Genomic DNA, 19,790 nt, shown 5'->3' with positions numbered 1-19,790 from the left:
GTAGGAATTATCAAAGAAAATTTTTCCGTACCTGGTAAAAATAACCGGCATTGAACAGATGACTTAGCACTTGCAGGAATTAGCAACGCGGTACTGTTCAACAAGCCGAAGCAAATCCCTCAATATTTCCGGAGTAATATTTATCAATAAAGATCGCTGTTTCCTGAATAAAAAAGCCGCCTCATTCGCATGAAACGGCTTCTTTATCTATATCTAAAAATGATCGGTGAAGATCTGTACTTAAGCTAGGCCAGCGCTGCAGCCGCCTCTTTGGTTGCCACTTTTGGTTCAGCTACAACTGCAGATTTAACTGTTTTTACAATACGGGCAGCCACTTTATATGGATCTGCTGCACTGTTTGGCCTGCGGTCTTCCAGCCATCCTTTCCAGCCCTTTTCTACGGCTCCGATTGGAATTCTGATAGATGCTCCCCTGTCGGAAACACCATATTTGAATTCGTCAATAGACGCTGTTTCATGCTTACCGGTCAGGCGAAGATGGTTATCGGCGCCATATACAGCGATGTGCTCTTTGATAACAGGACGGAAGGCTTCACAAATTTGCTCGAACGTTTCACGGCTTCCGCAGGTTCTTAATGTATGGTTGGAGAAGTTGGCATGCATACCACTTCCGTTCCAGTCAAGGGCGCCCAATGGCTTACATTCCCAGTTGATAGAAATACCGTATTTTTCCCCGATTCTTTCCAGTAAATAACGGGCGATCCAAATCTGGTCTCCCGCTTCTTTTGCACCTTTTGCAAAAATCTGGAACTCCCACTGGCCGGTAGCCACTTCGGCATTGATGCCTTCTACATTCAGACCCGCTTCAAGGCAAACATCCAGATGCTCTTCCACCATATCGCGGCCGAATGCATTTTTAGCGCCTACTGAGCAATAATAGGGTCCCTGCGGACGTGGATAGCCACCTTCAGGAAAACCAATTGGTTTATCTGTTTCTGTATTCCATAAAAAATATTCCTGTTCAAATCCAAACCAAAAATCATTGTCATCATCTTCAATCAACGCCCTTCCATTGCTTGGATGTGCCGAACCGTCAGATGACAGTACTTCGCACATTACAAGGAAACCATTTTTACGCTGTGGATCAGGTACTATGTAAACTGGCTTTAGCAAGCAGTCTGACGAACCTCCCGGAGCCTGTTCAGTAGAAGAACCGTCGAAGGACCACACAGGGCAATCTTCCAGTTTACCGGAAAAATCTTTTTCAATTTTTGTTTTGCTGCGCAGGCTCTGAATTGGTTTATAACCGTCAAGCCAGATGTACTCTAATTTTGAGGATGCCATGGTGGTAAATTTATTTTTTAAAAAATGATTTTCTTACTGGACGAGGTCCGCTGTCACCCTTTAGCTCAAAAAACAGGCTTTGCTTTGTATCCATATTCAAGTAGTTAGCAATAGCCCGTATGTTTTAAAGTTTGACGGCTCGAAAATAGTAAACTTTTTTAAAAAATATACATGTTATTAAAATAATTATGTTATTCCGTTGCTAATAATGTTAATAACCTTGATATTTTATCTGCAAATAATAACTTTTTATAATTTTTGTTAAATAATTTGATCTATTCTCAATTGATTTTGAAAATCATATTTAATTTTAATATTACTAAGGATAAGGTTTAAAAGGTTTCGATTTCGCTTTCTTTTAAGTTAATTCGGTCCTTTTGCATTAGCATGACGATATTATTCCGTTAGGGCATCCATCCATAGCTCCGCAAAAAAGCAGTCAGCCGCGGATCATTCACACCCATTGCCGGGATCCAGTTGCTGATCTTTTCCCTGTTCCACCAACGTTCGGGTTTGTCACCTGCTTTCGCAAAACTATAGCGGTATAAAACCGCCCGGATATAGTGCGGTGGTTTATCGGGAAATGGATTGGATGCAAACAAGCCAACCGCCCCAGGGTCGTTGAGCAGCAGCTTCCACTGCAGGTGCAAAGTCCATGGATAATCATCCTGCGAGCCCATAGCGGCAAACCACATTTGCCAGTCGAGCCGCAAGTGATAAGGCGCTATTTGCGGCGGCCGTTTATCCAGTAATACGGGCAGGCTTTTGTACAGGTAAGGTCTCCAGCTGGCATTGTCGGTTGAATCTGCATCTGCCGTTCCTTCAAATACTACATTCAGCCGCTCCTTTCTTATACTGCCAAATGCACCATAGGTATTTACAAGGTCCAGCGGATCAAATGACCTGTTCATTACCTGCCCGGGCGACACCATGTTAAGTGCCGGCTGAATACTGAGCAATGCGATGACAATTGCTATGCCCCAGGCTGTGTTTACCATAGGTGTTGAAATGACGGCATTGGCGGCCGCAGCTTCAGCTTGATTGACCAGGCGCCGTGGAAGCAATCTGCGCCAGAAGCCATCGTCAAAGCAAGCCAGTGCAGGAACAATGGAAAGCCAGTTTAAAAATGAGAGGTTGCCACTGAGGATAAGGTTAAACTGAAATAAGATAATGACAATGCCTGCAATGTGGCGTGCGATCCGTGGGCAGAAAACAACAAAAGGTGCGGCCAGTTCTGCCAACCAGTTAAACCATACGCCCATTTTGAGCGCCGTATGCGGCAGGAAGTGAAACCAGCGGCTCAGCGGCCCGGGTATGGGTTGCGTTTCAAAATGATAATAAAGGGCGGTGCTGTTGCGCCACACTTCATCACCCCGTATTTTTATTAACCCTGCGCCAAGCATCAGCCGAAAAATAAGCCAGCGGAATAACACAATAATAATAAAAGGTGGCGGCCGTTTTGGAAAAGGCCGCATATCCAGCAAAGGGCAAAGAAAGATGGCAAGGAAACCGGTTTCTGTAAGTTGTATTTCCCAGCCAAACCCATACCACTCCTGCCCCACATGAACAATAGATAAATACAGCAGCCAGAGCACGCCCATCATCACAGCGTTGGCGTAACCACACACTACAACAAGCGAAAGTATCAACCCAGCCCATGAAACCATCAGCAACATCGCATCGGAATGGCCAAACCAAAAGATGGATGGCAAACGAAGAAAGCCACCGGCTTTACCCAGCGAGTGGCTGATTTGCTGTAAATAACTATCAACCGGGGTCAGTCCGTCTTTACCAATTAAAGGAATAATTTGATTAACGGCTACTAAGAAAGCAATGGCATAAACAGCGCCCAGTAAACGCAATATCATAAAGCGGGTGAGCCAGTACGTTGGGGCCGCAGCAGGCATTTCTGCAACCGCATTATCCGTTTTTACTTCCATTATTCTGCTGCTTTAACTTGATTGTTTTGGTACTGTTATGCTGAATATAATTTGCAAAAACCAATCCTAAAAGCGCTGATGACAACTGATTGTAAGGAAGTCTTTCATTAAAAGGACGCTGTGATTTATCCGCGAAACAAACCTATTTTTTCTTCGAGATGAAAAATATCTTTAAGTGCCCGCTTTGCAGCGTAGTAGCCACACATGCCATGCGCTCCCCCGCCCGGCGGGGTAGAAGCCGAACAAATATAAATACCCTTTGCCGCAGTGCGATAGGGCGAAAAGCGAAGTGCAGGCCGTGTAAACAATTGGGTAATATCACTCACACCACCGTTGATATCTCCACCCACATAATTAGCATTGTATGATTGCACCTGTACCGTGTTCATGGTATGTTTCGCCAATATGGTATCGCAAAAACCAGGAGCAAAACGTTCCACCTGTTTTTCAATAACGCTTGTCATGTCTTCCTGCGACCCATTGGGCACATGACAATATGCCCAGGCAGTATGTTTTCCTTCCGGTGCCCGCGATGGATCGACCAGGCTAGGCTGTGCCAGTAAAACAAATGGTCTTTCAACTAGTTTTCCTTTTGAAGTCTGCAACTCCCCTGCTGCAATTTCAGCAAATGTATTGCCCAAATGCACAGTGCCGGCTTGTCTGCACTCAGCAGCAGTAAAAGGTATGGGGCTATCCAGCGCCCAATCAATTTTAAATACACCCATACCATACCTGTACCTGTTCAGTTGCCATTTATACAACGATGAAAACCGGTCGCCTGCTATTTGCAACACTTGCTTCGGGTCAAGGTCAAACAAAACAGCACCCGAGGTTGGGAGTTGGCCAAAAGACTTCACTTCAACATTGGTTTCAATGGTGCCACCCAGTGAAATAAAATAGGCAGCGAGCGCATCTGCAATGGATTGTGAACCTCCAGCTGCAACAGGCCATCCCTTTAAATGACCGGCAACGAGCAATACGAGCCCGATAGCAGAGGAGGCGATATTAGTGAAGGGTTGCATGGCGTGTGCAGCCATGCCCGCCCATAAGCCTTTTGCATGTTGAGAAGAAAACCGTTTTGACAAAAATGAAGCGGATGTCAATGCTTTTATAGCAAATTTTGCCAGCGCCGCAGGATGCTCCGGAAAATGAAGTGGCCCTAATACATCGGGTGCAAGGGCCGGCCAGTCATTCAATAAAAGTTGTATTAATTGGATGTATTGCTTTTCATCTGCACCCAAGCCCGCCGCTGTTTCTGCTAACGATTTTTTTAATACCGCAGCGCTGCCATTATCAAAAGGATGCGCAGCTGCGACAGCAGGATAAATATAGTGTAGCCCATTTTTTTGTAAAGGCAGTTGTTGAAAGAATGGTGAGCCTGCAGCCAGCGGGTGAACGGCAGAACATACATCGTGTTTAAAACCCGGCAGCGTTAGCTCCTTTGTACGCAGGCCACCGCCAATGGTATCTTTTGCTTCCAACAATAAAACAGACAAGCCTGCATACTGCATGGTAATAGCAGCAGCCAAGCCATTAGGGCCGGAACCGACCACCACCACATCGTACTCTTTTTTGCCCATGCTGCTATTTTTATTGCTGGTATGCTAAAGTTATACCAACATCGCGGAGATTTTTCCGCCATGCTACTCTTCAGTTGCGCCAGATAGTTTTGTCTTGTTGATGACAATATTCCATCGTAACATGCTGTGGGTAGAATATATATATATATATATATATTAAATGCCCGCTACGTTCCGTAGGAATGCTATCTGCGCAAATAAAACACAATCCACACTACGTTCCTATGGAACGTGTGCTAACAATTTGTTGTTGCCACCCACATAATGCCCCGACGGGGCAACGCCACCATCCTGACTAAATTGAATTGGCGGCTATGCTCGCTACAAATCTAAATATCGAAAAGAACGATCCTTTTTTTATAAACGAAGCTTTGCATTATTTCTGATCAATCAGGCGTACACCCTGCACACGTTATCATCTGTGGTTTCAAATAATGCGCTATTCACCCCAAAGTAAAAAACACTCCTCATTTCCGGCTACAACAAAAGTAGATCTGGCTACAGTTGTTATTTTGATGAACCTGAATTTTGCAGAAACAAATGAACAACAAAATGAAAATTATCATAACAGGCTCCTTAGGGCATATCAGTAAACCACTGGTTAATATATTGGTACAAAAAGGGCATGCCATTACAGTAGTCAGCAGTAAAGCCGAACGGCAAAAAGAAATTGAAGCTGCGGGTGCCACCGCTGCGATCGGCTCAATGGAGAATGCTAATTTTTTAGCAGTCACTTTTAAAGGAGCAGACATTGTGTATGTGATGGAAGCAGTTGGTGCACACAATTTCTTTGATAAAAATTTTGACATCATGGCTGCTATTAACAGCATTGTTGACAATTACAAAGAAGCTATACAACAGGCGGGTGTAAAGCGGGTGATCCATCTCAGCAGCATTGGTGCCCATACCAATAAGGGCAATGGCATACTGGCTTTTCATTACAACGCGGAAAATATTTTAAAACAATTGCCCAACGATGTTGCGATTAAATTTATGCGTCCTGTTGGTTTTTACTACAACATGTTTGCGTTTATACCAACCATCAAAACGCAAAACTGCATTGTTTCAAATTATGGTGGTAATGAAAAAGAACCCTGGGTTTCGCCGCTGGACATTGCGAAAACGATCGCTGAAGAAATTGAAAAACCTTTTACTGGCAGGGAGATTCGTTACATAGCAAGCGATGAAGTTTCACCAAACGAGTTGGCCGCCATTTTAGGTAAAGCAATTGGAAAGCCGGATTTAAAATGGCAGACAATTCCCGACGAACAATTCATGAACGGTTTACTCAAAGCCGGCATGAGCCCCCAGGCCGCGAAGGGCTTGACGGAAATGAATGCAGGCAGGCGAAACGGTATATTGTACGAAGACTATTACGATAACAAGCCGCAGTTAGGCAATATAAAACTGGCTGACTTTGCAAAGAAATTTGAAGCCGTCTATAACCAACAATAACTAACTTCACAACATGCCAAACAAGCAACCCTGCCGGATTAAAACGATCAAAGAATTTCACGGGTTCAGGGGTTTGCCGATGCCTGAACATCCGTTGATCAGTGTGGTGGATTACGCGGCTATCAGGCATTTGCCTGAAAACAATACCCTCAGCTGGGTGCTGGATTTTTATTCTATTTCATTGAAAAGAACTTCCAATGCCAAAATGAAATATGGCCAGCAGGAATATGATTTTGATGAAGGTGTTATGTTCTTTATGGCGCCCGGACAGGTTTTCAGCGTTGAGGTTAATTCGAATGCTCCTGCCAAACATTCAGGATGGATATTACTAATCCATCCTGATTTTCTGTGGAATACGCCTTTGGCCAAAAAAATTAAGCAGTATGACTATTTCGGCTATTCAGTAAATGAAGCCTTATTTCTTTCAACGAAAGAAGAAGCTACCCTTTCGCATATTATACAACATATAGAGCAGGAATACCACGCCAACATCGACAAGTTTAGCCAGGATGTAATCATTGGCCAGCTGGAATTATTGCTTACTTATTCGCAACGGTTTTATGAACGGCAGTTCATTACCAGGAAAATATCCAACCATCAAATTCTCCATCGCCTGGAAGCTGTTCTTACGGACTATTTCAACAGCAACGATTTAATACAGAAAGGTTTGCCTACCGTTCAATATATTGCTGAATCACTGAATGTATCGCCCAGTTATTTAAGTGGTTTGCTGAAAGTGTTTACCGGGCAAAGCACACAGCAGCATATTCACGACAAGCTGATTGAAAAAGCCAAAGAAAAATTATCTACTACCAATTTATCCGTCAGTGAAATTGCCTACCAATTAGGATTTGAACATCCGCAATCTTTCAGCAAATTTTTCAAAACAAAAACGCAGTTGTCTGCCTTGGAATTCAGGCAATCGTTTAATTGACAAGACAAGTCTGTGTAATGTATCATTGGGAAATTTTTCCATACACTTACCCCCTGGTTCTATACCGCAACCAGTCTATTAATAAATCCATCGTTCGTCTACCGCCAAAACAAAAAAGCTCAAAAAAAATCTGAAAAAATTTGCGTAGTCAAATAACTACATATATATTTGTAGCCAAATAGCTACACGATGAATTTAAGACGCGATGTATTTCAAGCCATAGCCGACCCTACAAGAAGAGCCATATTATTGTTGGTTGCTTCGCAATCGATGACGGCCGGTGCAATAGCGGCCAACTTTGACACCGCAAGGCCAACGGTATCCAAACACCTGCAGATACTTACTGAATGCGAATTGCTTACACAGGAACAAAGCGGAAGGGAAATCTCCTATCATACCAACGCAAAAAAAATGAAGGCAATCGCCGACTTCATTGAGCCATTCCGCAACATGTGGGATGACCGGTTTAACAAACTGGAAACCATTATGAAAAAATATAAACGCAAATAACATGGAACGAAAAACTAAAATACATGCCGAAGATGGTAAACCGGATTTGCTGATTACAAGGGAATTTGATTTACCGCTGGATTTGTTGTTTAAAGCGCATGCTGAACCTGAATTGGTGGAACAATGGATGGGAACAAAAGTGCTGAAACTGGAAACTAAAAAGCACGGCGGCTGGCAATTTGAAACGAGTGATCCCAAAGGCAATGTTGTGTTCAGGGCCAATGGCGTTATCCATGAGTTTGTTCCCAACCGCAAAATAATCCGCACGTTTGAAATGGAAAATACGCCCTTTGATGTGCAGCTGGAGTTTCTTGAATTTGAACAACTAACTGACGATACCAGCAAACTCACTATGCAGATAGTTTATAAATCGGTTGCGTTGAGGGACGAGATGCTGAAGTTACCTTTTGCCTATGGCCTTAATATGGCGCATAACCGTTTACAGGACTTTGTACAAAAATTAAAATAACATAGCATGGCAAAGAGGAATACAATTATTTACTGGATTGCAACAACACTGTTATCTTTTGGTATGCTGGGAAGTGGCTTCGCACAACTCTTTCATGCAAAAGAAATGATTGATTTAATTGTTCCGCTGGGATATCCGTTGTATTTTTTGTACATCATTGGCGTTTGGAAAATATTGGGTGTAGCAGCTATTCTCCTTCCGGGATGTAAGCTGGTGAAAGAATGGGCCTATGCAGGTTTCTTCTTCCTGATGACAGGAGCATTGGTATCGCACCTGGCAAGCGGCGACACTACCGTTAAGGGGATTATCGGGCCTTTTATGCAGACAATTTTTATTGTTTTGTCCTGGTATTTCCGGCCACCGGAACGAAGAATTATTGCAGCCATTTAATAAAAATCCAAATGCATTGAATGGTTGATGTACATTTAGGAAGCAGTGTAAATTGAATTGTGTGAACCCAGGCAGAATGGGAAAAGTTGCTATAAAAAACTGAACTTGAACGGAGCGTCGCCTGTGTCGCTGCCATGAAATACAAATGCCTGCAAACAAATTTTATCTGAAGTAAAAAGCATAAACAACATGAACAAAAAGTTGTCACCGGGTGAGCGTGAAGAACTACTCAAAATATTAAAGGCCCGCTTTGAAAAAAATATGAACCGCCATAAAGGGGTTGAATGGAACCTTGTACAAACTAAGCTGGAAGCCAGTGCAGAGAAGTGTTGGTCGCTCAATGAAATGGAAGCATCTGGTGGCGAGCCGGATGTGGTTGGCTATGATAAAAAAACGGGGGAATACATTTTTTATGATTGCTCGGCGGAAAGCCCCAAAGGCCGCAGGAGCCTTTGCTACGACAGGGAAGCGCATACAGCAAGGAAAGAATTTAAACCGGCCGACACAGTGATAGACATGGCGGCTGAAATGGGTATCGACCTTTTAGATGAATCGCAATACAGGGCTTTGCAACAACTGGGAAAATTTGATACAAAAACTTCCAGCTGGATAACTACACCTGCAGCCATCAGAAAACTGGGCGGTGCTCTTTTTTGCGACCGACGCTACGACACCGTCTTTGTATATCACAATGGTGCGGAATCATACTATGCTGCCCGTGGCTTTCGTGGCTCATTAACCGTTTAATAAAAAACATCCCATGACAAAGAAGATACTAAATCCCGCTGTTGATTTTTATTTTGATAAAGCCGGCACCTGGCAGGAAGCGACCAGGCAATTACGGATGATTGTACTTGACACCGGCCTCACTGAAGAATTGAAATGGGGTTGCCCATGCTATTCATTGGAGGGCAGCAATATTGTGTTAATACATGTGTTTAAAGAATATTGTGCCTTGTTATTTTTCAAGGGAGCCTTGCTGGAAGACAGTAAAAATATCCTGATTCAACAAACGAAAAATGTGCAGGCTGCCCGGCAGGTACGGTTCACCAATGTAAAGGACATTGTGAAGCAGGAAAAAACGCTGAAGGCATATATTCAGCAAGCCATTAACGTGGAAAAATCAGGACTGAAAGTAGATCTTAAAAAAACGACCGAATACACCATACCTGAAGAATTTCAAACCAAACTAAATAAACAACCTGGTCTTAAAGCCGCCTTTGCTGCATTGACGCCCGGTCGCCAAAGGGCCTACCTGTTACATTTTTCAGCACCCAAGCAAACCAAAACACGGGAGGCCAGAGTTGAAAAATATATACCACAAATACTGGAGGGGAAGGGATTGAATGATTAGTGCAGCTTATGTATTCAATACAGTAATGTATTACCAAAAGTGAATGATTCTGTACTGAAATGATAGCAAAGAACTGGTATTTAATCACCGCCTCTCCCACTCGCCGCATCAATAATTTTTCCAAAGAAAATCGCATTCATCATCAGCCTGGTGCCACCCAGCCAAAACGCCCTGAAGTTGGGATTGTTATCAATATTGATGATTCTGCCTGTGCCCACCGTATTGACAATTACCGCGGCGGTATTCTTCATTGCATCGCTGTTTTCTTTACTTATCCACCCGCTTTGCAAAGGGTTTTCTTTGTAATAAAAAGGCGTTGCAAAAGGGTTTTTGCTTTTCTCCATAAACACTTTGTTGCTCTTAAAAAAGCTGATTATTTTTTCGGTATAGCCATACGCCAGCGGATGCGTGAGGTCAACATCTGCACCAAAGATGGCACCACTCATTTGTTGTGCCCCATCAATTTCTTCTTCCTCACCGTAAGCAATTCGCCTGGTGCTGTCAACACCGGTTTTAATTTTTTTAAGTATGACAGAATTGATTCCATTTTGAGAAGCCCATTGTACGGCTTCTTCCAGCAATATCAACGTACCACCATTGCTGATCCATGTCTTTAATTTCTCTTTATTTAATTCTGCATAACTGCCACCTACCATTACCAGGGTATTGTATTTGTTTAAATCTGCCCGGTTAAAAATAGCTGGTTCCAGATGAGTAGTGGGTATGTTCATCCGCTGGTCAAGCAAATGCCACACTTCCCCAGCATCGGTAGCATTCACGCCGGCACCGGCCAGCATGGCAATGGTTGGTTTGGTGAGGGCAACCAGTTTTCGGCTGCCCATATCAATGCCGCTTATTGCATTGCCTGTTTGCAATGCATAAAAAGGCAATGCATATTTTTTTGCGATATCGCTTAGCAGGGAAAATAATTTATCTGCATCCAGTGGTTGATTATTTACGGGTATCAACACAGTGCCTGGGTGAAAGTCTTTTGTTGCTGCAGTCAACGCCATTTCAAATTTTTCGGTGGCTGTTTTTGTGATGATATTGTTTTTCTGCAACTCGTAGAGCGCAGCAGGCGCCAGCAGGTCGGTCCATTCCATTAAGTAACCGTAATTGCTTTTACCACCATTTACTTCACCCGTTAAACGGTTGGCTTCTGCTAATTGTTTACCCAGTAAATTCTTGTTGAATTGCGTTGCACTCAACTCACTATAAGGCATACCAAAAGCCAGCGGCATAGTCCATGCGGTAATATCATAAAACAGGCTGTCTTTATAATTGAGTGTCTTCTCAAAAAAAGTTTTTATCAGTTTGTACTGCGGTTGCTGCATAGGAACAATAAATGCATCGCCCGCTTTAAAAGTTTTGCCGTTGGATATGATGTCATTTTTGGGTGCATATATTTCAATACGGTGGCGCAACAACATCGTTACAAACAGGTTGGTTTTATTCCTGTCTGCTCCGTCACCAAAAACATAGGCTTGCACAGGTGCCGTAGCAGCCTGCTGCAGCGAAGTGGTATAAAATGTACGTTGCCAGTCTAAAAATTCTTTACGCAAATTGTTTGCCCCTTCCAATGTAGAGAGCGTTGTTACAAACTGGTTTTTGACAGTAGCAGGAAAACGCAAAATACCATTCACTGTTTCCTGCGCATGGCCACGACTGCTGGCTTGTTCAAACAAAATACCAATGGCGCCATTGATATCGGGATAGGTGGAACCCTTGCCATAATAAAAATCATCGTAACTCTCTTTTGTAAAATACAGGGAACCGATTTTATCCAACGCCTTTGCATGAAACTTAGCCAGCTTGCTGGTAAGCTCCTGGTTTTTCTCCGGCGTTAAAGGATTCACCCTTGCAGAAACACCGGGTTGAAAAAAGAAAGTAGCGTTACTCCCCTGCTCATGATGATCTGTTAAAATATTGGGCCGCCATTGATGAAACCACTGTAACCTGTTCTGGCTTTCCACATGCACGGCCGGCAACCAGTCCCTGTTAAGATCGAACCAGTAATGGTTGAACCTGCCACCGGGCCACACTTCATTGAACTCCCTGCTGTTGGGATCGGTAACCAGGTTTTTACTTTTATGCTGGTTGGCCCATGTAGAAAAACGTTGCAGTCCATCGGGGTTAAAAGATGGATCAAATAGAATCACGGTATTTTCAAGTAAATCATCGATTGCTTTCCCCTGTGCCGCTGCTAAATAATAAGCACTCACCAATGCCGCGTTGGCGCCACTTGGTTCATTGCCGTGAATGGAATGACCGATCCAAACCACAATGGGCATGTGCTCAATATTTACAGAAGCAGATTTTGATGGATCGCTTAATAATAAATGTTGTTGCCGTATTTCTTCCAGGTGCTGCTGATTTTTTGGTGAGGTGATGATCAACAACACCTGCGGACGGTCTTCATAAGTAAAACCCATCGTCTCCAGCTTAACCCTACCGGGAGCCGAGGCTGCAATGGCTTTCATATAATTCACCAGCCGGTCGTGGGTTACATGCCACTCGCCTACTTCGTGATAGATTATATCTTTTGGTTTAGGGATGGCCGGGTTGTACGTTACATCATCCGGCAAATAATAACTTAAGTCCTGTGCTGTAGCCTGCAAAGTCATCAAAGAAATAATGATCCAAAAAAATAGGTGCTTCATAAGTTATCAGTTAAGCATTGAAAATAAGTTGTTTGGCCAGATAAAAAAAGATGATTTTTTGGATGATTTGCATTATGGCATCGCTTGTTCATTTGCAAATATTTTACAGGCAATGCAATACCTTCAACCCTTTGCGGGGCTGATAACGTTACATTATCTAATCACTGGTTGTTGCAATAACAATGCTTCTGTATCAATTCAGAAAAAAATAAAAATAAAGCCATAAATATTTGTGCAGCCAGGTAACTGCATTATATTTGCAGTCAAATAACTGCACAAATGGAAATCCGCAGAGATGTTTTTCAGGCCATAGCCGACCCAACCCGCAGGGCGATATTGGGTTTGGTGGCTTTACAGGCGATGACGCCCGGCGCCATCGCCGGCAACTTTGATTCGACCAGGCAAACAATTTCAAAGCACATACAAATATTAACGGAGTGCGAATTGCTGAAGCAAACCCAATCCGGCAGGGAAATGTATTACCAGTTCAACCCAAAAAAAATGAAAGAAATAGCAGACTGGATCGAACCTTACCGGAAATTGTGGGAAGGCAGATTATCAGCAATGGATGACCTGCTGAAAGAAATGCAAACGAAAAAAACAAAATCAAAAAAATAATCAGTTCACCAATTAAAAGTAAACAACATGACAAAGCAACTCTATCCCTGCTTATGGTTTGACGGTAAGGCCAGGGCAGCGGCCGATTTCTACTGTGGCATTTTTCCAGATTCAAAAGTGTTGCATGATTCAGGAATGGTAGTGAATTTTAAATTGAACGGGCAACTCTTTATGGGCTTAAATGGCGGCCCCCATTTTACATTTAACGAAGCTGTTTCTTTTGTTATTCCCTGTAAAGACCAGGCTGAAATTGATCATTACTGGTACAAGCTGATTGCGGATGGCGGACAGGAAAGTATGTGCGGCTGGTGCAAAGATAAGTTCGGATTATCCTGGCAGGTGGTGCCGGAAATACTGGGTCAACTGATGTCTGATCCCGAAAAAGGGCCACGTGTTGTGCAGGCATTTATGAAAATGAAAAAATTTGATATTGCAGCGTTGCAAAATGCATGAGTATAAAAAATTTCAAATAAAAAAGTTATGGCAAAGCAGATTGAAGTTACCAGGACATTCAATGCTCCTGTAGAAATGGTTTGGCAACTTTGGACAGCGCCCGAACTGGTAAAGCGCTGGTGGGGTCCAAAACACTTTACCTCTCCCGTTGCAAAAATCGATTTCCGGAAAGGTGGCAAATCTATTGTCAGTATGCAGGCACCACCTGAAATGGGCGGCCAGGTATTTTATTCTGCCTGGGTATATGTAAAAATTATTCCCCTTCAATCAATTGAGTTCATTCAAAGTTTATCTGATGAAGCCGGCAATAAAATCAATCCCACGCAGGTTGGGATGCCGCCCGATTTTCCTGCAGACATTCAAACCACTGTAACGTTCAAAAAAGTTGGCAATAGTGAAACAGAAATGACGGTTACCGAATACGCCGATTTTGGTACTATCAGCAACTTTGCACAAATCGGTTTGGAACAAAGCCTGGACAAGATGGTGGATATTTTCAGTAAAAAAGGGTCATAAAAAACACGCAGGGCCCACTTATTATTTAACTTTATAAATGATAGCAATCATGGTAAACCCGACTCATAATAATGACAGAAAAAGAAACAATTTCAGCCTACCCCAAAGTGTACTTGTACAAAAGAATTGTGCAGGCAAAATTGTTTATTGATGCCAACTATCACCTCAATATAGACCTGGATAATATTTCAGACGAAGCCTGCTTCTCCAAATTTCATTTCATCCGCCTGTTTAAAAAAACATACGGCAAAACACCACACCAATACCTCACCGTTGTGCGGATTGAAAAAGCGGCACAGCTGTTACATACCGGCCTGAATGTGTCTGACGTTTGTTATGCGGTTGGCTTTGACAGTGTAAGTTCTTTCAGCGGCCTTTTTAAGCGAATTGTTGGCCAGTCACCTTCCTCCTATTTGGCAGCGCACCAGCAAACAAAAACACAGATAACGTTAACGCCGCTGGCTTTCGTGCCGGGTTGTTTTGCCTTTCAGCATGGATGGACTGAAAATAGCAATTTTGAAGAAGCCAGGCTGTAAACCATTCCCGACATTTGCTGCACAACAAAAACCACCACCATGATAATGAAAATGACGCATGTTTGCGTATACGTTCTCAACCAGGAAAGCGCCTACGATTTTTACACCAATAAACTCGGGTTTAAGGTAAAGATGGATGTACCTATGGGCAAGGATACCCGTTGGTTAACAGTTACCCCACCCGAGCAACCCGACCTGGAAATCACTTTGTTTCCTGTGGCAGCCGGCAACATGTTTTCTGAAGCCGCTGCACAATCCATGAAGGAACTGATCAGCAAAGGCAGCTTTGGGCCGGGGGTTTTTACCTGCAGGGATATTTATGCAACGTACGAGGAACTAAAAGGCAAGGGAGTCGAGTTTGTAAAACCACCCACCAAAGAATTTTACGGTACAGAAGCCTTGTTTAAAGACGATTCGGGTAACTGGTTTTCATTAGCTCAGCTTGCATAAAACAACAGCAATATGAAATCGATATTTGATCCATCAATAAGAGCCGAAATTATCAACAGAATTAATACACTGCAGGAAAATAGCGGGGCACAATGGGGCAAAATGACACTTTACCAAATGCTGAAACACTGCACGCTTTGGGAACAAATGATACTCGGAAAGACGACTTACAATCAAGTATTCATGGGCCGTTTGTTTGGCCGAATAGCCCTGAAAAAAGTTTTAAAAGATGAGCAGCCTTTGGGAAGAAATTCACCTACCATTGCCGCACTTAAAATTACGGACGATGGTGATATCGCTGCGCAAAAGAAAAAATGGATTGCGCTTATTGAAGAAGAGGCCCATTTTTCAAATCCTGATTTTGTGCATCCATTTTTTGGAAAGATGACCAAAGAGCAAATTGGTTACATGGCTTATAAACATGCCGATCATCACCTGCGGCAGTTTAATGGTTAGCGTATAATTAACCGCCTTTTGATTCGGTTGACTGAATTAACTGCCTGAGTTGGTATACGTTATTATCTGCGGCGGAGCATATTACTACCTGTTCCGGAACGGGGATAAACAAAACCACCTTTAAGCATAGATTAAGCTTACCTTGGACGCCAGTAAAAAGTTATGCAATCCAATACAGAAGTAATTAAAAGCCTTACAGAACAAAATGATGAACTTGAAAATTATTTCAGGAATACCATCATTCCCCAGTTATTTGTAGATGCCAGCCTAATACTGAGGAAATTTACACCTCCGGCTATGAAACAATTCAGTTTGTCGAACGTAGATATTGACAGGCCCATGGCCGAAATTCACGACAATTTCAGATATCCGTCCATAATAGAAAATATCCAAACAGTCATTGACAGCAATGAAATTCTTGAAAAAGAAATTCAGACAACTGACCTTCGCTGGTACCAAATGAACATCATTCCTTACATCCAAAAAGAAAACAATCAAACAAACGGAGTAATCATCACCTTTGTAGAAATCACTTTTCGTATCAGGGATTTAAAAGAACAGGAAAAATTAATCTCAGATCATGAAACACTGTTGGACACGCTTTCGCACGACATAAAAAACCCATTGGGTAATTTGATACTGGCAATTGATGAATTCAAAACCAGCGGACTGGAAAACCAGGAAAGTTTTGACACCCTGCTGGGTATAGTGGAAAGAGCGCTAGGCAAAATACAAGACCTGATTGAAGACTTAAGCGAAAGCAGGGCAAAGGAACATAAATATAAATCGCATGCAGAGCTGTTGAATTTTGAACATATCCTGGAAGATGTGCGGCTTACCCTGAACGAAGATATCAGGACTTCAGGCGCCATTATAAAAACAGATATACAAATTTCAGAAATTACTTTTTCCAGGAGAAAATTAAGAAGTATCATTTACAACCTGCTCAACAATGCAATCAAATACCGGTCCCCGGAAAAAAGTCCTGCCATCACAATTAGCATTATTCCTGATGACGAGTACATCGTTATTTCAATCACAGACAACGGTATTGGCATTGACGAAAGTAAACACGAAGCAGTGTTCTCCAAATATTACCGGCTTGACAATTCGCTGGAGGGGTCGGGCATCGGTCTGTACCTAGTAAAAGAGCTCGTTGTAAATTCCGGCGGCAAAATTTTATTGGAGAGCGAGCCGGGTAAAGGAACAACCATCCGGGTGTTTTTAAAAGACCTGGTGAAGACTCCTTTACTAAGTTCCTGAACCTACTCCCTGTCAAAAAAAATGCAGAATGAAAAAAGACTACCCTTCGGGCAGTCTTTGTAATATCATTTACCATTGGTACTTAGTCTGCAGACTCAGCTACGCAGGTACAATAATTCATTTTCGTTCCCCAGTTGCCGGCGGTTGTACTAATTTCTGATCCTGCACCCCAGGCGGTTTGTGCGTCTGTCACTCTTCCGGCAGCATCCAGTTTAACCACAACAGCATGCGCAGCTATACAGCCGCATTGTCCCAAACCAATGGCCGTAACAGGAACTTTGCAGGTAAATGTAGTAGTATAATTTTGTGTACCCTTGTATGGAAACTGGCCCGGAACGGGATTGCCTTTCTTGTTTACCGGTATGCCCTCACAGTCGCCAACATACAAATGTGTTTGTGTAAGCAGGTAGCCATTGGCCGTGGTATAGGTTACATAAATAAAATCGTTGTCATTACTTACCGAAATAGTCCCTGCATCTATATGCTGTCCTGCAATGAGTGAAACTGTTGTGGCGGGGCAGCCCACGCCAAGGTAACCGAGGCTACCGCCGGCTGTGTTATCCACCCTGCTTGTTGAACTATGGGCGGGTGAAGCAGCCATCATTGTTGTTGTTGTTGCCGTTGCTACAATTGTTGGTGTTATGGCTTCTTTCTGGCAGGAAAATAAAGTGGTAAACAATATTACTGTAATAAGAGATGGGATACGCGTTGTCATACAATTTAGTTTTTTAGGGTTAATGAAAATATCTTTCAATATTTAAACACATATTGAACCAACAATACAACTAATTGAAAATAAGGTAATTGCGATTAGTCAGCGTTATTAATTTGTCCGTTTAACGGAATAAATACCATAATTCTTCCAGATTATAGACGATTGAAAACAATTTTCTGTGCTGCCGATAGATTTCATGAAACAATTTTCAATTTCTATTTATTATGAGGTGCTTCAAGGAAAAGTTTTGGCAGTAAAAGGCTTTCTGCAACAATAACCATTGAGCATTAGCACGCGCCGTTTGTATAGTATGCACAATACCCTTAAAAATTATAACAATATTTTCAATCATCACAGTTAAAATACTACCGGTATGACTAACAGCAAGGAAATAACCTCACCACAATTTTACGCACGAACAGGCGGGCTGGCGTATTTGATTATTATTGTAGCCGGTGCTTTGGGAGAATTGTTTATCCGCAATACAATGATTGTACCTGGTGATGCAGCCGCAACGGCCCGGCATATCGCAGCTGCTCCTTTTTTATGGCGAATTGGTATTGCCGGTGATCTGGCAATGCATGTGTGCGACCTCATCCTGGCCATTGTATATTATACCTTATTCAAACGGGTCAATAAAAACCTGGCCATACTTTCGGTGTTGTTTGGGTTGATTCAGACAGCTGTGTTGGTAGCCAACAAATTAAATTTAATGTTGCCCTTGTTCTTTTTAGGCAATGCAGCATACCTGAAAGCATTTGATCCGCAGCAGTTGCAGGCGCTGGCAGCCATTTCTATCAAAGCGCATGAACATGGCTTTGCTATTGGCCTTATCTTTTTTGGATTTGAATGTTTGATTGATGGTTACCTTATTTTTAAATCGGGCTTTTTACCGAAATTTTTAGGCGTCCTTATACTGGTCGCAGGTCTGTGTTATTTGGTAAACAGTTTTACACTGATTCTTTTCCCTGCATTTGCCAATTCCGCATTTACCATATTAATGGCGCCCATATTTATTGCCGAATTATCCACGTGCCTCTGGCTTTTAATAAAAGGAGTGAATGTTGCAAAATGGAACAGTTTGGTGAACAGTCAGCCGGCAGTTTGATTTCTTAAGCCAATGAAAAGATGCTCTGACTTTTAAAAAGATTAAGCAACTTATAAACCGTTCAATCAACAAGTTAGCATTCAACGATTCGGATTGCCGGATCAAAAGTCCTCTGATTATTTTCGGAGCATCAGAGTTATTTCATCCAGCCATTGGTTTTCATCCAGTCAAACAAGGGCCGCATCCATTGTTCTGTTGGCTGGCTAAGTACAAAACCATGATTTCCTTTGGGATATAAATGCATCTCGACCGGTACGTGATGATGCCGCAACGCCTCATAAAAAAGAATGCTGTTATCAACATCTACTACTTTGTCTTCTTCACTATGCGTTATCCAGGCGGGCGGCGTTTTGTCTGTAACATTTTTTTCGTTGGAGAAGAAATTGATTTTTTCCAATGGTATGTTTTCGCCGAGCAAATTTTGCCTGGACCCTGCATGAGTCAATTGATCTGTCATTGAAATAACAGGATAAACCAATACCATAAAATCAGGCCGCAAACTGGTATGTTCTTTATTGGGGATAAACGCAGAATCAAAATGTACAGCGGCTGAAGCTGCCAAATGGCCACCTGCAGAAAAGCCCATGATACCTATTTTATTTGCTTCAATATGCCAGTTCACAGCGTTCTCCCTAACCTGCTTGATAGCCTGCTGGGCATCCTGCAAGGGACCGATACTTTTATCTTTCATGATGGAATCGGAAGGCAGGCGGTATTTTAAAATAAAAGCAGCCGTGCCCTGTTTTATAAACGCATTCGCAATATTGATTCCTTCTGCCTGGTAACTTTCCATGCCATATCCGCCGCCCGGGCAAATGATAACGGCGCTACCATTGGCGCTGGCTGCGGCAGGCAAATACACTTCCAGCGTCGGGGTGGCAATACTTTTATAACCACCAAAATGGCCGTCCCAATTGATGGTAATCTCCTTCATATTATTAGGAACCGAATTGGGTATGGCACCGGTGTATAAAGGAATTACTGTTTGTGCAAGTAGTCTGGCTGCACTTAGCACCAGGCTGATAAAAAAAAGTATTTTAATCCTCATATTTTAATTTTATTTTTTAAGAAAAATCATT

At 42.6% G+C, this 19,790-nt stretch carries 21 protein-coding genes; 15 read left to right on the top strand and 6 right to left on the bottom strand.

Annotated features, from left to right (window positions below; translation table 11 throughout):
• Positions 1 to 245 precede the first annotated feature (245 nt).
• From QWZ08_RS01450 to QWZ08_RS01440, 3 genes are all read right to left on the bottom strand, one after another.
• The gene (locus tag QWZ08_RS01450; RefSeq protein WP_290335397.1) at positions 246 to 1,304 is read right to left on the bottom strand and encodes a glutamine synthetase beta-grasp domain-containing protein; all 1,059 of its coding nucleotides are present in this window, start codon (positions 1,302 to 1,304) and stop codon (positions 246 to 248) included.
• Between the two features lie 404 nt (positions 1,305 to 1,708).
• Positions 1,709 to 3,244, bottom strand: a complete 1,536-nt coding sequence (locus QWZ08_RS01445) for a lipase maturation factor family protein (protein WP_290335396.1) — start codon at positions 3,242 to 3,244, stop codon at positions 1,709 to 1,711.
• Between the two features lie 125 nt (positions 3,245 to 3,369).
• Complete coding sequence (locus QWZ08_RS01440) at positions 3,370 to 4,824, bottom strand: phytoene desaturase family protein (RefSeq protein ID WP_290335395.1); 1,455 nt, start codon at positions 4,822 to 4,824, stop codon at positions 3,370 to 3,372.
• Positions 4,825 to 5,376: 552 nt separating this feature from the next.
• Here QWZ08_RS01440 and QWZ08_RS01435 point away from each other — a divergent pair.
• From QWZ08_RS01435 to QWZ08_RS01405, 7 genes are all read left to right on the top strand, one after another.
• Entirely contained in the window at positions 5,377 to 6,279 is a 903-nt protein-coding gene (locus QWZ08_RS01435; protein ID WP_290335393.1) for an NmrA family NAD(P)-binding protein, read from the top strand.
• 13 nt (positions 6,280 to 6,292) lie between these two features.
• The gene (locus QWZ08_RS01430; RefSeq protein ID WP_290335391.1) at positions 6,293 to 7,213 is read left to right on the top strand and encodes a helix-turn-helix domain-containing protein; all 921 of its coding nucleotides are present in this window, start codon (positions 6,293 to 6,295) and stop codon (positions 7,211 to 7,213) included.
• A gap of 189 nt (positions 7,214 to 7,402) precedes the next feature.
• Positions 7,403 to 7,723 (top strand): ArsR/SmtB family transcription factor, encoded by a 321-nt coding sequence (locus QWZ08_RS01425; RefSeq protein WP_290335389.1) that lies wholly within the window; start codon positions 7,403 to 7,405, stop codon positions 7,721 to 7,723.
• Between the two features lies 1 nt (position 7,724).
• Positions 7,725 to 8,192 carry an SRPBCC domain-containing protein gene (locus tag QWZ08_RS01420; protein WP_290335387.1) on the top strand — a complete coding sequence of 156 codons (468 nt, stop codon included), beginning with the start codon at positions 7,725 to 7,727 and terminating at the stop codon, positions 8,190 to 8,192.
• 6 nt (positions 8,193 to 8,198) lie between these two features.
• Positions 8,199 to 8,582 carry a DoxX family protein gene (locus QWZ08_RS01415; protein WP_290335384.1) on the top strand — a complete coding sequence of 128 codons (384 nt, stop codon included), beginning with the start codon at positions 8,199 to 8,201 and terminating at the stop codon, positions 8,580 to 8,582.
• Between the two features lie 189 nt (positions 8,583 to 8,771).
• Positions 8,772 to 9,329 (top strand): DUF4256 domain-containing protein, encoded by a 558-nt coding sequence (locus QWZ08_RS01410; RefSeq protein ID WP_290335382.1) that lies wholly within the window; start codon positions 8,772 to 8,774, stop codon positions 9,327 to 9,329.
• A gap of 13 nt (positions 9,330 to 9,342) precedes the next feature.
• The gene (locus QWZ08_RS01405) at positions 9,343 to 9,936 is read left to right on the top strand and encodes a YdeI/OmpD-associated family protein (protein ID WP_290335381.1); all 594 of its coding nucleotides are present in this window, start codon (positions 9,343 to 9,345) and stop codon (positions 9,934 to 9,936) included.
• A gap of 80 nt (positions 9,937 to 10,016) precedes the next feature.
• Here the strand turns inward: QWZ08_RS01405 and QWZ08_RS01400 are convergent, their stop codons facing one another.
• Entirely contained in the window at positions 10,017 to 12,596 is a 2,580-nt protein-coding gene (locus QWZ08_RS01400) for a M14 metallopeptidase family protein (RefSeq protein WP_290335380.1), read from the bottom strand.
• 279 nt (positions 12,597 to 12,875) lie between these two features.
• Here QWZ08_RS01400 and QWZ08_RS01395 point away from each other — a divergent pair, with 279 nt between their 5' ends.
• The 7 genes from QWZ08_RS01395 to QWZ08_RS01365 all read left to right on the top strand — a co-directional run bounded on the left by QWZ08_RS01395 (position 12,876) and on the right by QWZ08_RS01365 (position 16,888).
• On the top strand, positions 12,876 to 13,214 hold the full coding sequence (locus QWZ08_RS01395) for an ArsR/SmtB family transcription factor (protein ID WP_290335378.1): 339 nt from the start codon (positions 12,876 to 12,878) through the stop codon (positions 13,212 to 13,214).
• Between the two features lie 27 nt (positions 13,215 to 13,241).
• On the top strand, positions 13,242 to 13,667 hold the full coding sequence (locus tag QWZ08_RS01390; protein ID WP_290335377.1) for a VOC family protein: 426 nt from the start codon (positions 13,242 to 13,244) through the stop codon (positions 13,665 to 13,667).
• Positions 13,668 to 13,694: 27 nt separating this feature from the next.
• Entirely contained in the window at positions 13,695 to 14,183 is a 489-nt protein-coding gene (locus tag QWZ08_RS01385; protein WP_290335376.1) for an SRPBCC family protein, read from the top strand.
• Between the two features lie 71 nt (positions 14,184 to 14,254).
• Positions 14,255 to 14,719: a helix-turn-helix transcriptional regulator gene (locus tag QWZ08_RS01380; protein WP_290335375.1), complete on the top strand. Its 465-nt coding sequence runs from the start codon at positions 14,255 to 14,257 to the stop codon at positions 14,717 to 14,719.
• A 39-nt stretch (positions 14,720 to 14,758) separates the two neighbouring features.
• Positions 14,759 to 15,169, top strand: a complete 411-nt coding sequence (locus tag QWZ08_RS01375) for a VOC family protein (protein WP_290335374.1) — start codon at positions 14,759 to 14,761, stop codon at positions 15,167 to 15,169.
• Between the two features lie 12 nt (positions 15,170 to 15,181).
• Positions 15,182 to 15,625 (top strand): DUF1569 domain-containing protein, encoded by a 444-nt coding sequence (locus QWZ08_RS01370; RefSeq protein WP_290335372.1) that lies wholly within the window; start codon positions 15,182 to 15,184, stop codon positions 15,623 to 15,625.
• Between the two features lie 162 nt (positions 15,626 to 15,787).
• Positions 15,788 to 16,888 (top strand): sensor histidine kinase, encoded by a 1,101-nt coding sequence (locus QWZ08_RS01365; RefSeq protein WP_290335370.1) that lies wholly within the window; start codon positions 15,788 to 15,790, stop codon positions 16,886 to 16,888.
• Positions 16,889 to 16,970: 82 nt separating this feature from the next.
• On the opposite strand, the gene QWZ08_RS01360 is transcribed toward QWZ08_RS01365, so the two are convergent.
• Positions 16,971 to 17,603 (bottom strand): hypothetical protein, encoded by a 633-nt coding sequence (locus tag QWZ08_RS01360; protein WP_290335369.1) that lies wholly within the window; start codon positions 17,601 to 17,603, stop codon positions 16,971 to 16,973.
• Positions 17,604 to 17,976: 373 nt separating this feature from the next.
• On the opposite strand from QWZ08_RS01360, the gene QWZ08_RS01355 reads away from it, so the two are divergent.
• Entirely contained in the window at positions 17,977 to 18,711 is a 735-nt protein-coding gene (locus QWZ08_RS01355; RefSeq protein WP_290335368.1) for a DUF4386 domain-containing protein, read from the top strand.
• A gap of 136 nt (positions 18,712 to 18,847) precedes the next feature.
• On the opposite strand, the gene QWZ08_RS01350 is transcribed toward QWZ08_RS01355, so the two are convergent.
• Positions 18,848 to 19,759 (bottom strand): alpha/beta hydrolase, encoded by a 912-nt coding sequence (locus QWZ08_RS01350; protein WP_290335367.1) that lies wholly within the window; start codon positions 19,757 to 19,759, stop codon positions 18,848 to 18,850.
• Positions 19,760 to 19,790: the final 31 nt, after the last annotated feature.

The organism is Ferruginibacter paludis (assembly GCF_030409685.1).
In the GTDB taxonomy this organism is placed as follows: domain Bacteria; phylum Bacteroidota; class Bacteroidia; order Chitinophagales; family Chitinophagaceae; genus Ferruginibacter; species Ferruginibacter paludis.
This window is presented reverse-complemented; position numbering and strand designations above follow the sequence as displayed.

Excerpts from the sequence above, each read along its gene's own strand:
- QWZ08_RS01450 (WP_290335397.1), bottom strand. The coding sequence starts at position 1,304 with ATGGCATCCTCAAAATTAGAGTACATCTGGCTTGACGGTTATAAACCA.
- QWZ08_RS01445 (WP_290335396.1), bottom strand. The coding sequence starts at position 3,244 with ATGGAAGTAAAAACGGATAATGCGGTTGCAGAAATGCCTGCTGCGGCC.
- QWZ08_RS01440 (WP_290335395.1), bottom strand. The coding sequence starts at position 4,824 with ATGGGCAAAAAAGAGTACGATGTGGTGGTGGTCGGTTCCGGCCCTAAT.
- QWZ08_RS01435 (WP_290335393.1), top strand. The coding sequence starts at position 5,377 with ATGAAAATTATCATAACAGGCTCCTTAGGGCATATCAGTAAACCACTG.
- QWZ08_RS01430 (WP_290335391.1), top strand. The coding sequence starts at position 6,293 with ATGCCAAACAAGCAACCCTGCCGGATTAAAACGATCAAAGAATTTCAC.
- QWZ08_RS01425 (WP_290335389.1), top strand. The coding sequence starts at position 7,403 with ATGAATTTAAGACGCGATGTATTTCAAGCCATAGCCGACCCTACAAGA.
- QWZ08_RS01420 (WP_290335387.1), top strand. The coding sequence starts at position 7,725 with ATGGAACGAAAAACTAAAATACATGCCGAAGATGGTAAACCGGATTTG.
- QWZ08_RS01415 (WP_290335384.1), top strand. The coding sequence starts at position 8,199 with ATGGCAAAGAGGAATACAATTATTTACTGGATTGCAACAACACTGTTA.
- QWZ08_RS01410 (WP_290335382.1), top strand. The coding sequence starts at position 8,772 with ATGAACAAAAAGTTGTCACCGGGTGAGCGTGAAGAACTACTCAAAATA.
- QWZ08_RS01405 (WP_290335381.1), top strand. The coding sequence starts at position 9,343 with ATGACAAAGAAGATACTAAATCCCGCTGTTGATTTTTATTTTGATAAA.
- QWZ08_RS01400 (WP_290335380.1), bottom strand. The coding sequence starts at position 12,596 with ATGAAGCACCTATTTTTTTGGATCATTATTTCTTTGATGACTTTGCAG.
- QWZ08_RS01395 (WP_290335378.1), top strand. The coding sequence starts at position 12,876 with ATGGAAATCCGCAGAGATGTTTTTCAGGCCATAGCCGACCCAACCCGC.
- QWZ08_RS01390 (WP_290335377.1), top strand. The coding sequence starts at position 13,242 with ATGACAAAGCAACTCTATCCCTGCTTATGGTTTGACGGTAAGGCCAGG.
- QWZ08_RS01385 (WP_290335376.1), top strand. The coding sequence starts at position 13,695 with ATGGCAAAGCAGATTGAAGTTACCAGGACATTCAATGCTCCTGTAGAA.
- QWZ08_RS01380 (WP_290335375.1), top strand. The coding sequence starts at position 14,255 with ATGACAGAAAAAGAAACAATTTCAGCCTACCCCAAAGTGTACTTGTAC.
- QWZ08_RS01375 (WP_290335374.1), top strand. The coding sequence starts at position 14,759 with ATGATAATGAAAATGACGCATGTTTGCGTATACGTTCTCAACCAGGAA.
- QWZ08_RS01370 (WP_290335372.1), top strand. The coding sequence starts at position 15,182 with ATGAAATCGATATTTGATCCATCAATAAGAGCCGAAATTATCAACAGA.
- QWZ08_RS01365 (WP_290335370.1), top strand. The coding sequence starts at position 15,788 with ATGCAATCCAATACAGAAGTAATTAAAAGCCTTACAGAACAAAATGAT.
- QWZ08_RS01360 (WP_290335369.1), bottom strand. The coding sequence starts at position 17,603 with ATGACAACGCGTATCCCATCTCTTATTACAGTAATATTGTTTACCACT.
- QWZ08_RS01355 (WP_290335368.1), top strand. The coding sequence starts at position 17,977 with ATGACTAACAGCAAGGAAATAACCTCACCACAATTTTACGCACGAACA.
- QWZ08_RS01350 (WP_290335367.1), bottom strand. The coding sequence starts at position 19,759 with ATGAGGATTAAAATACTTTTTTTTATCAGCCTGGTGCTAAGTGCAGCC.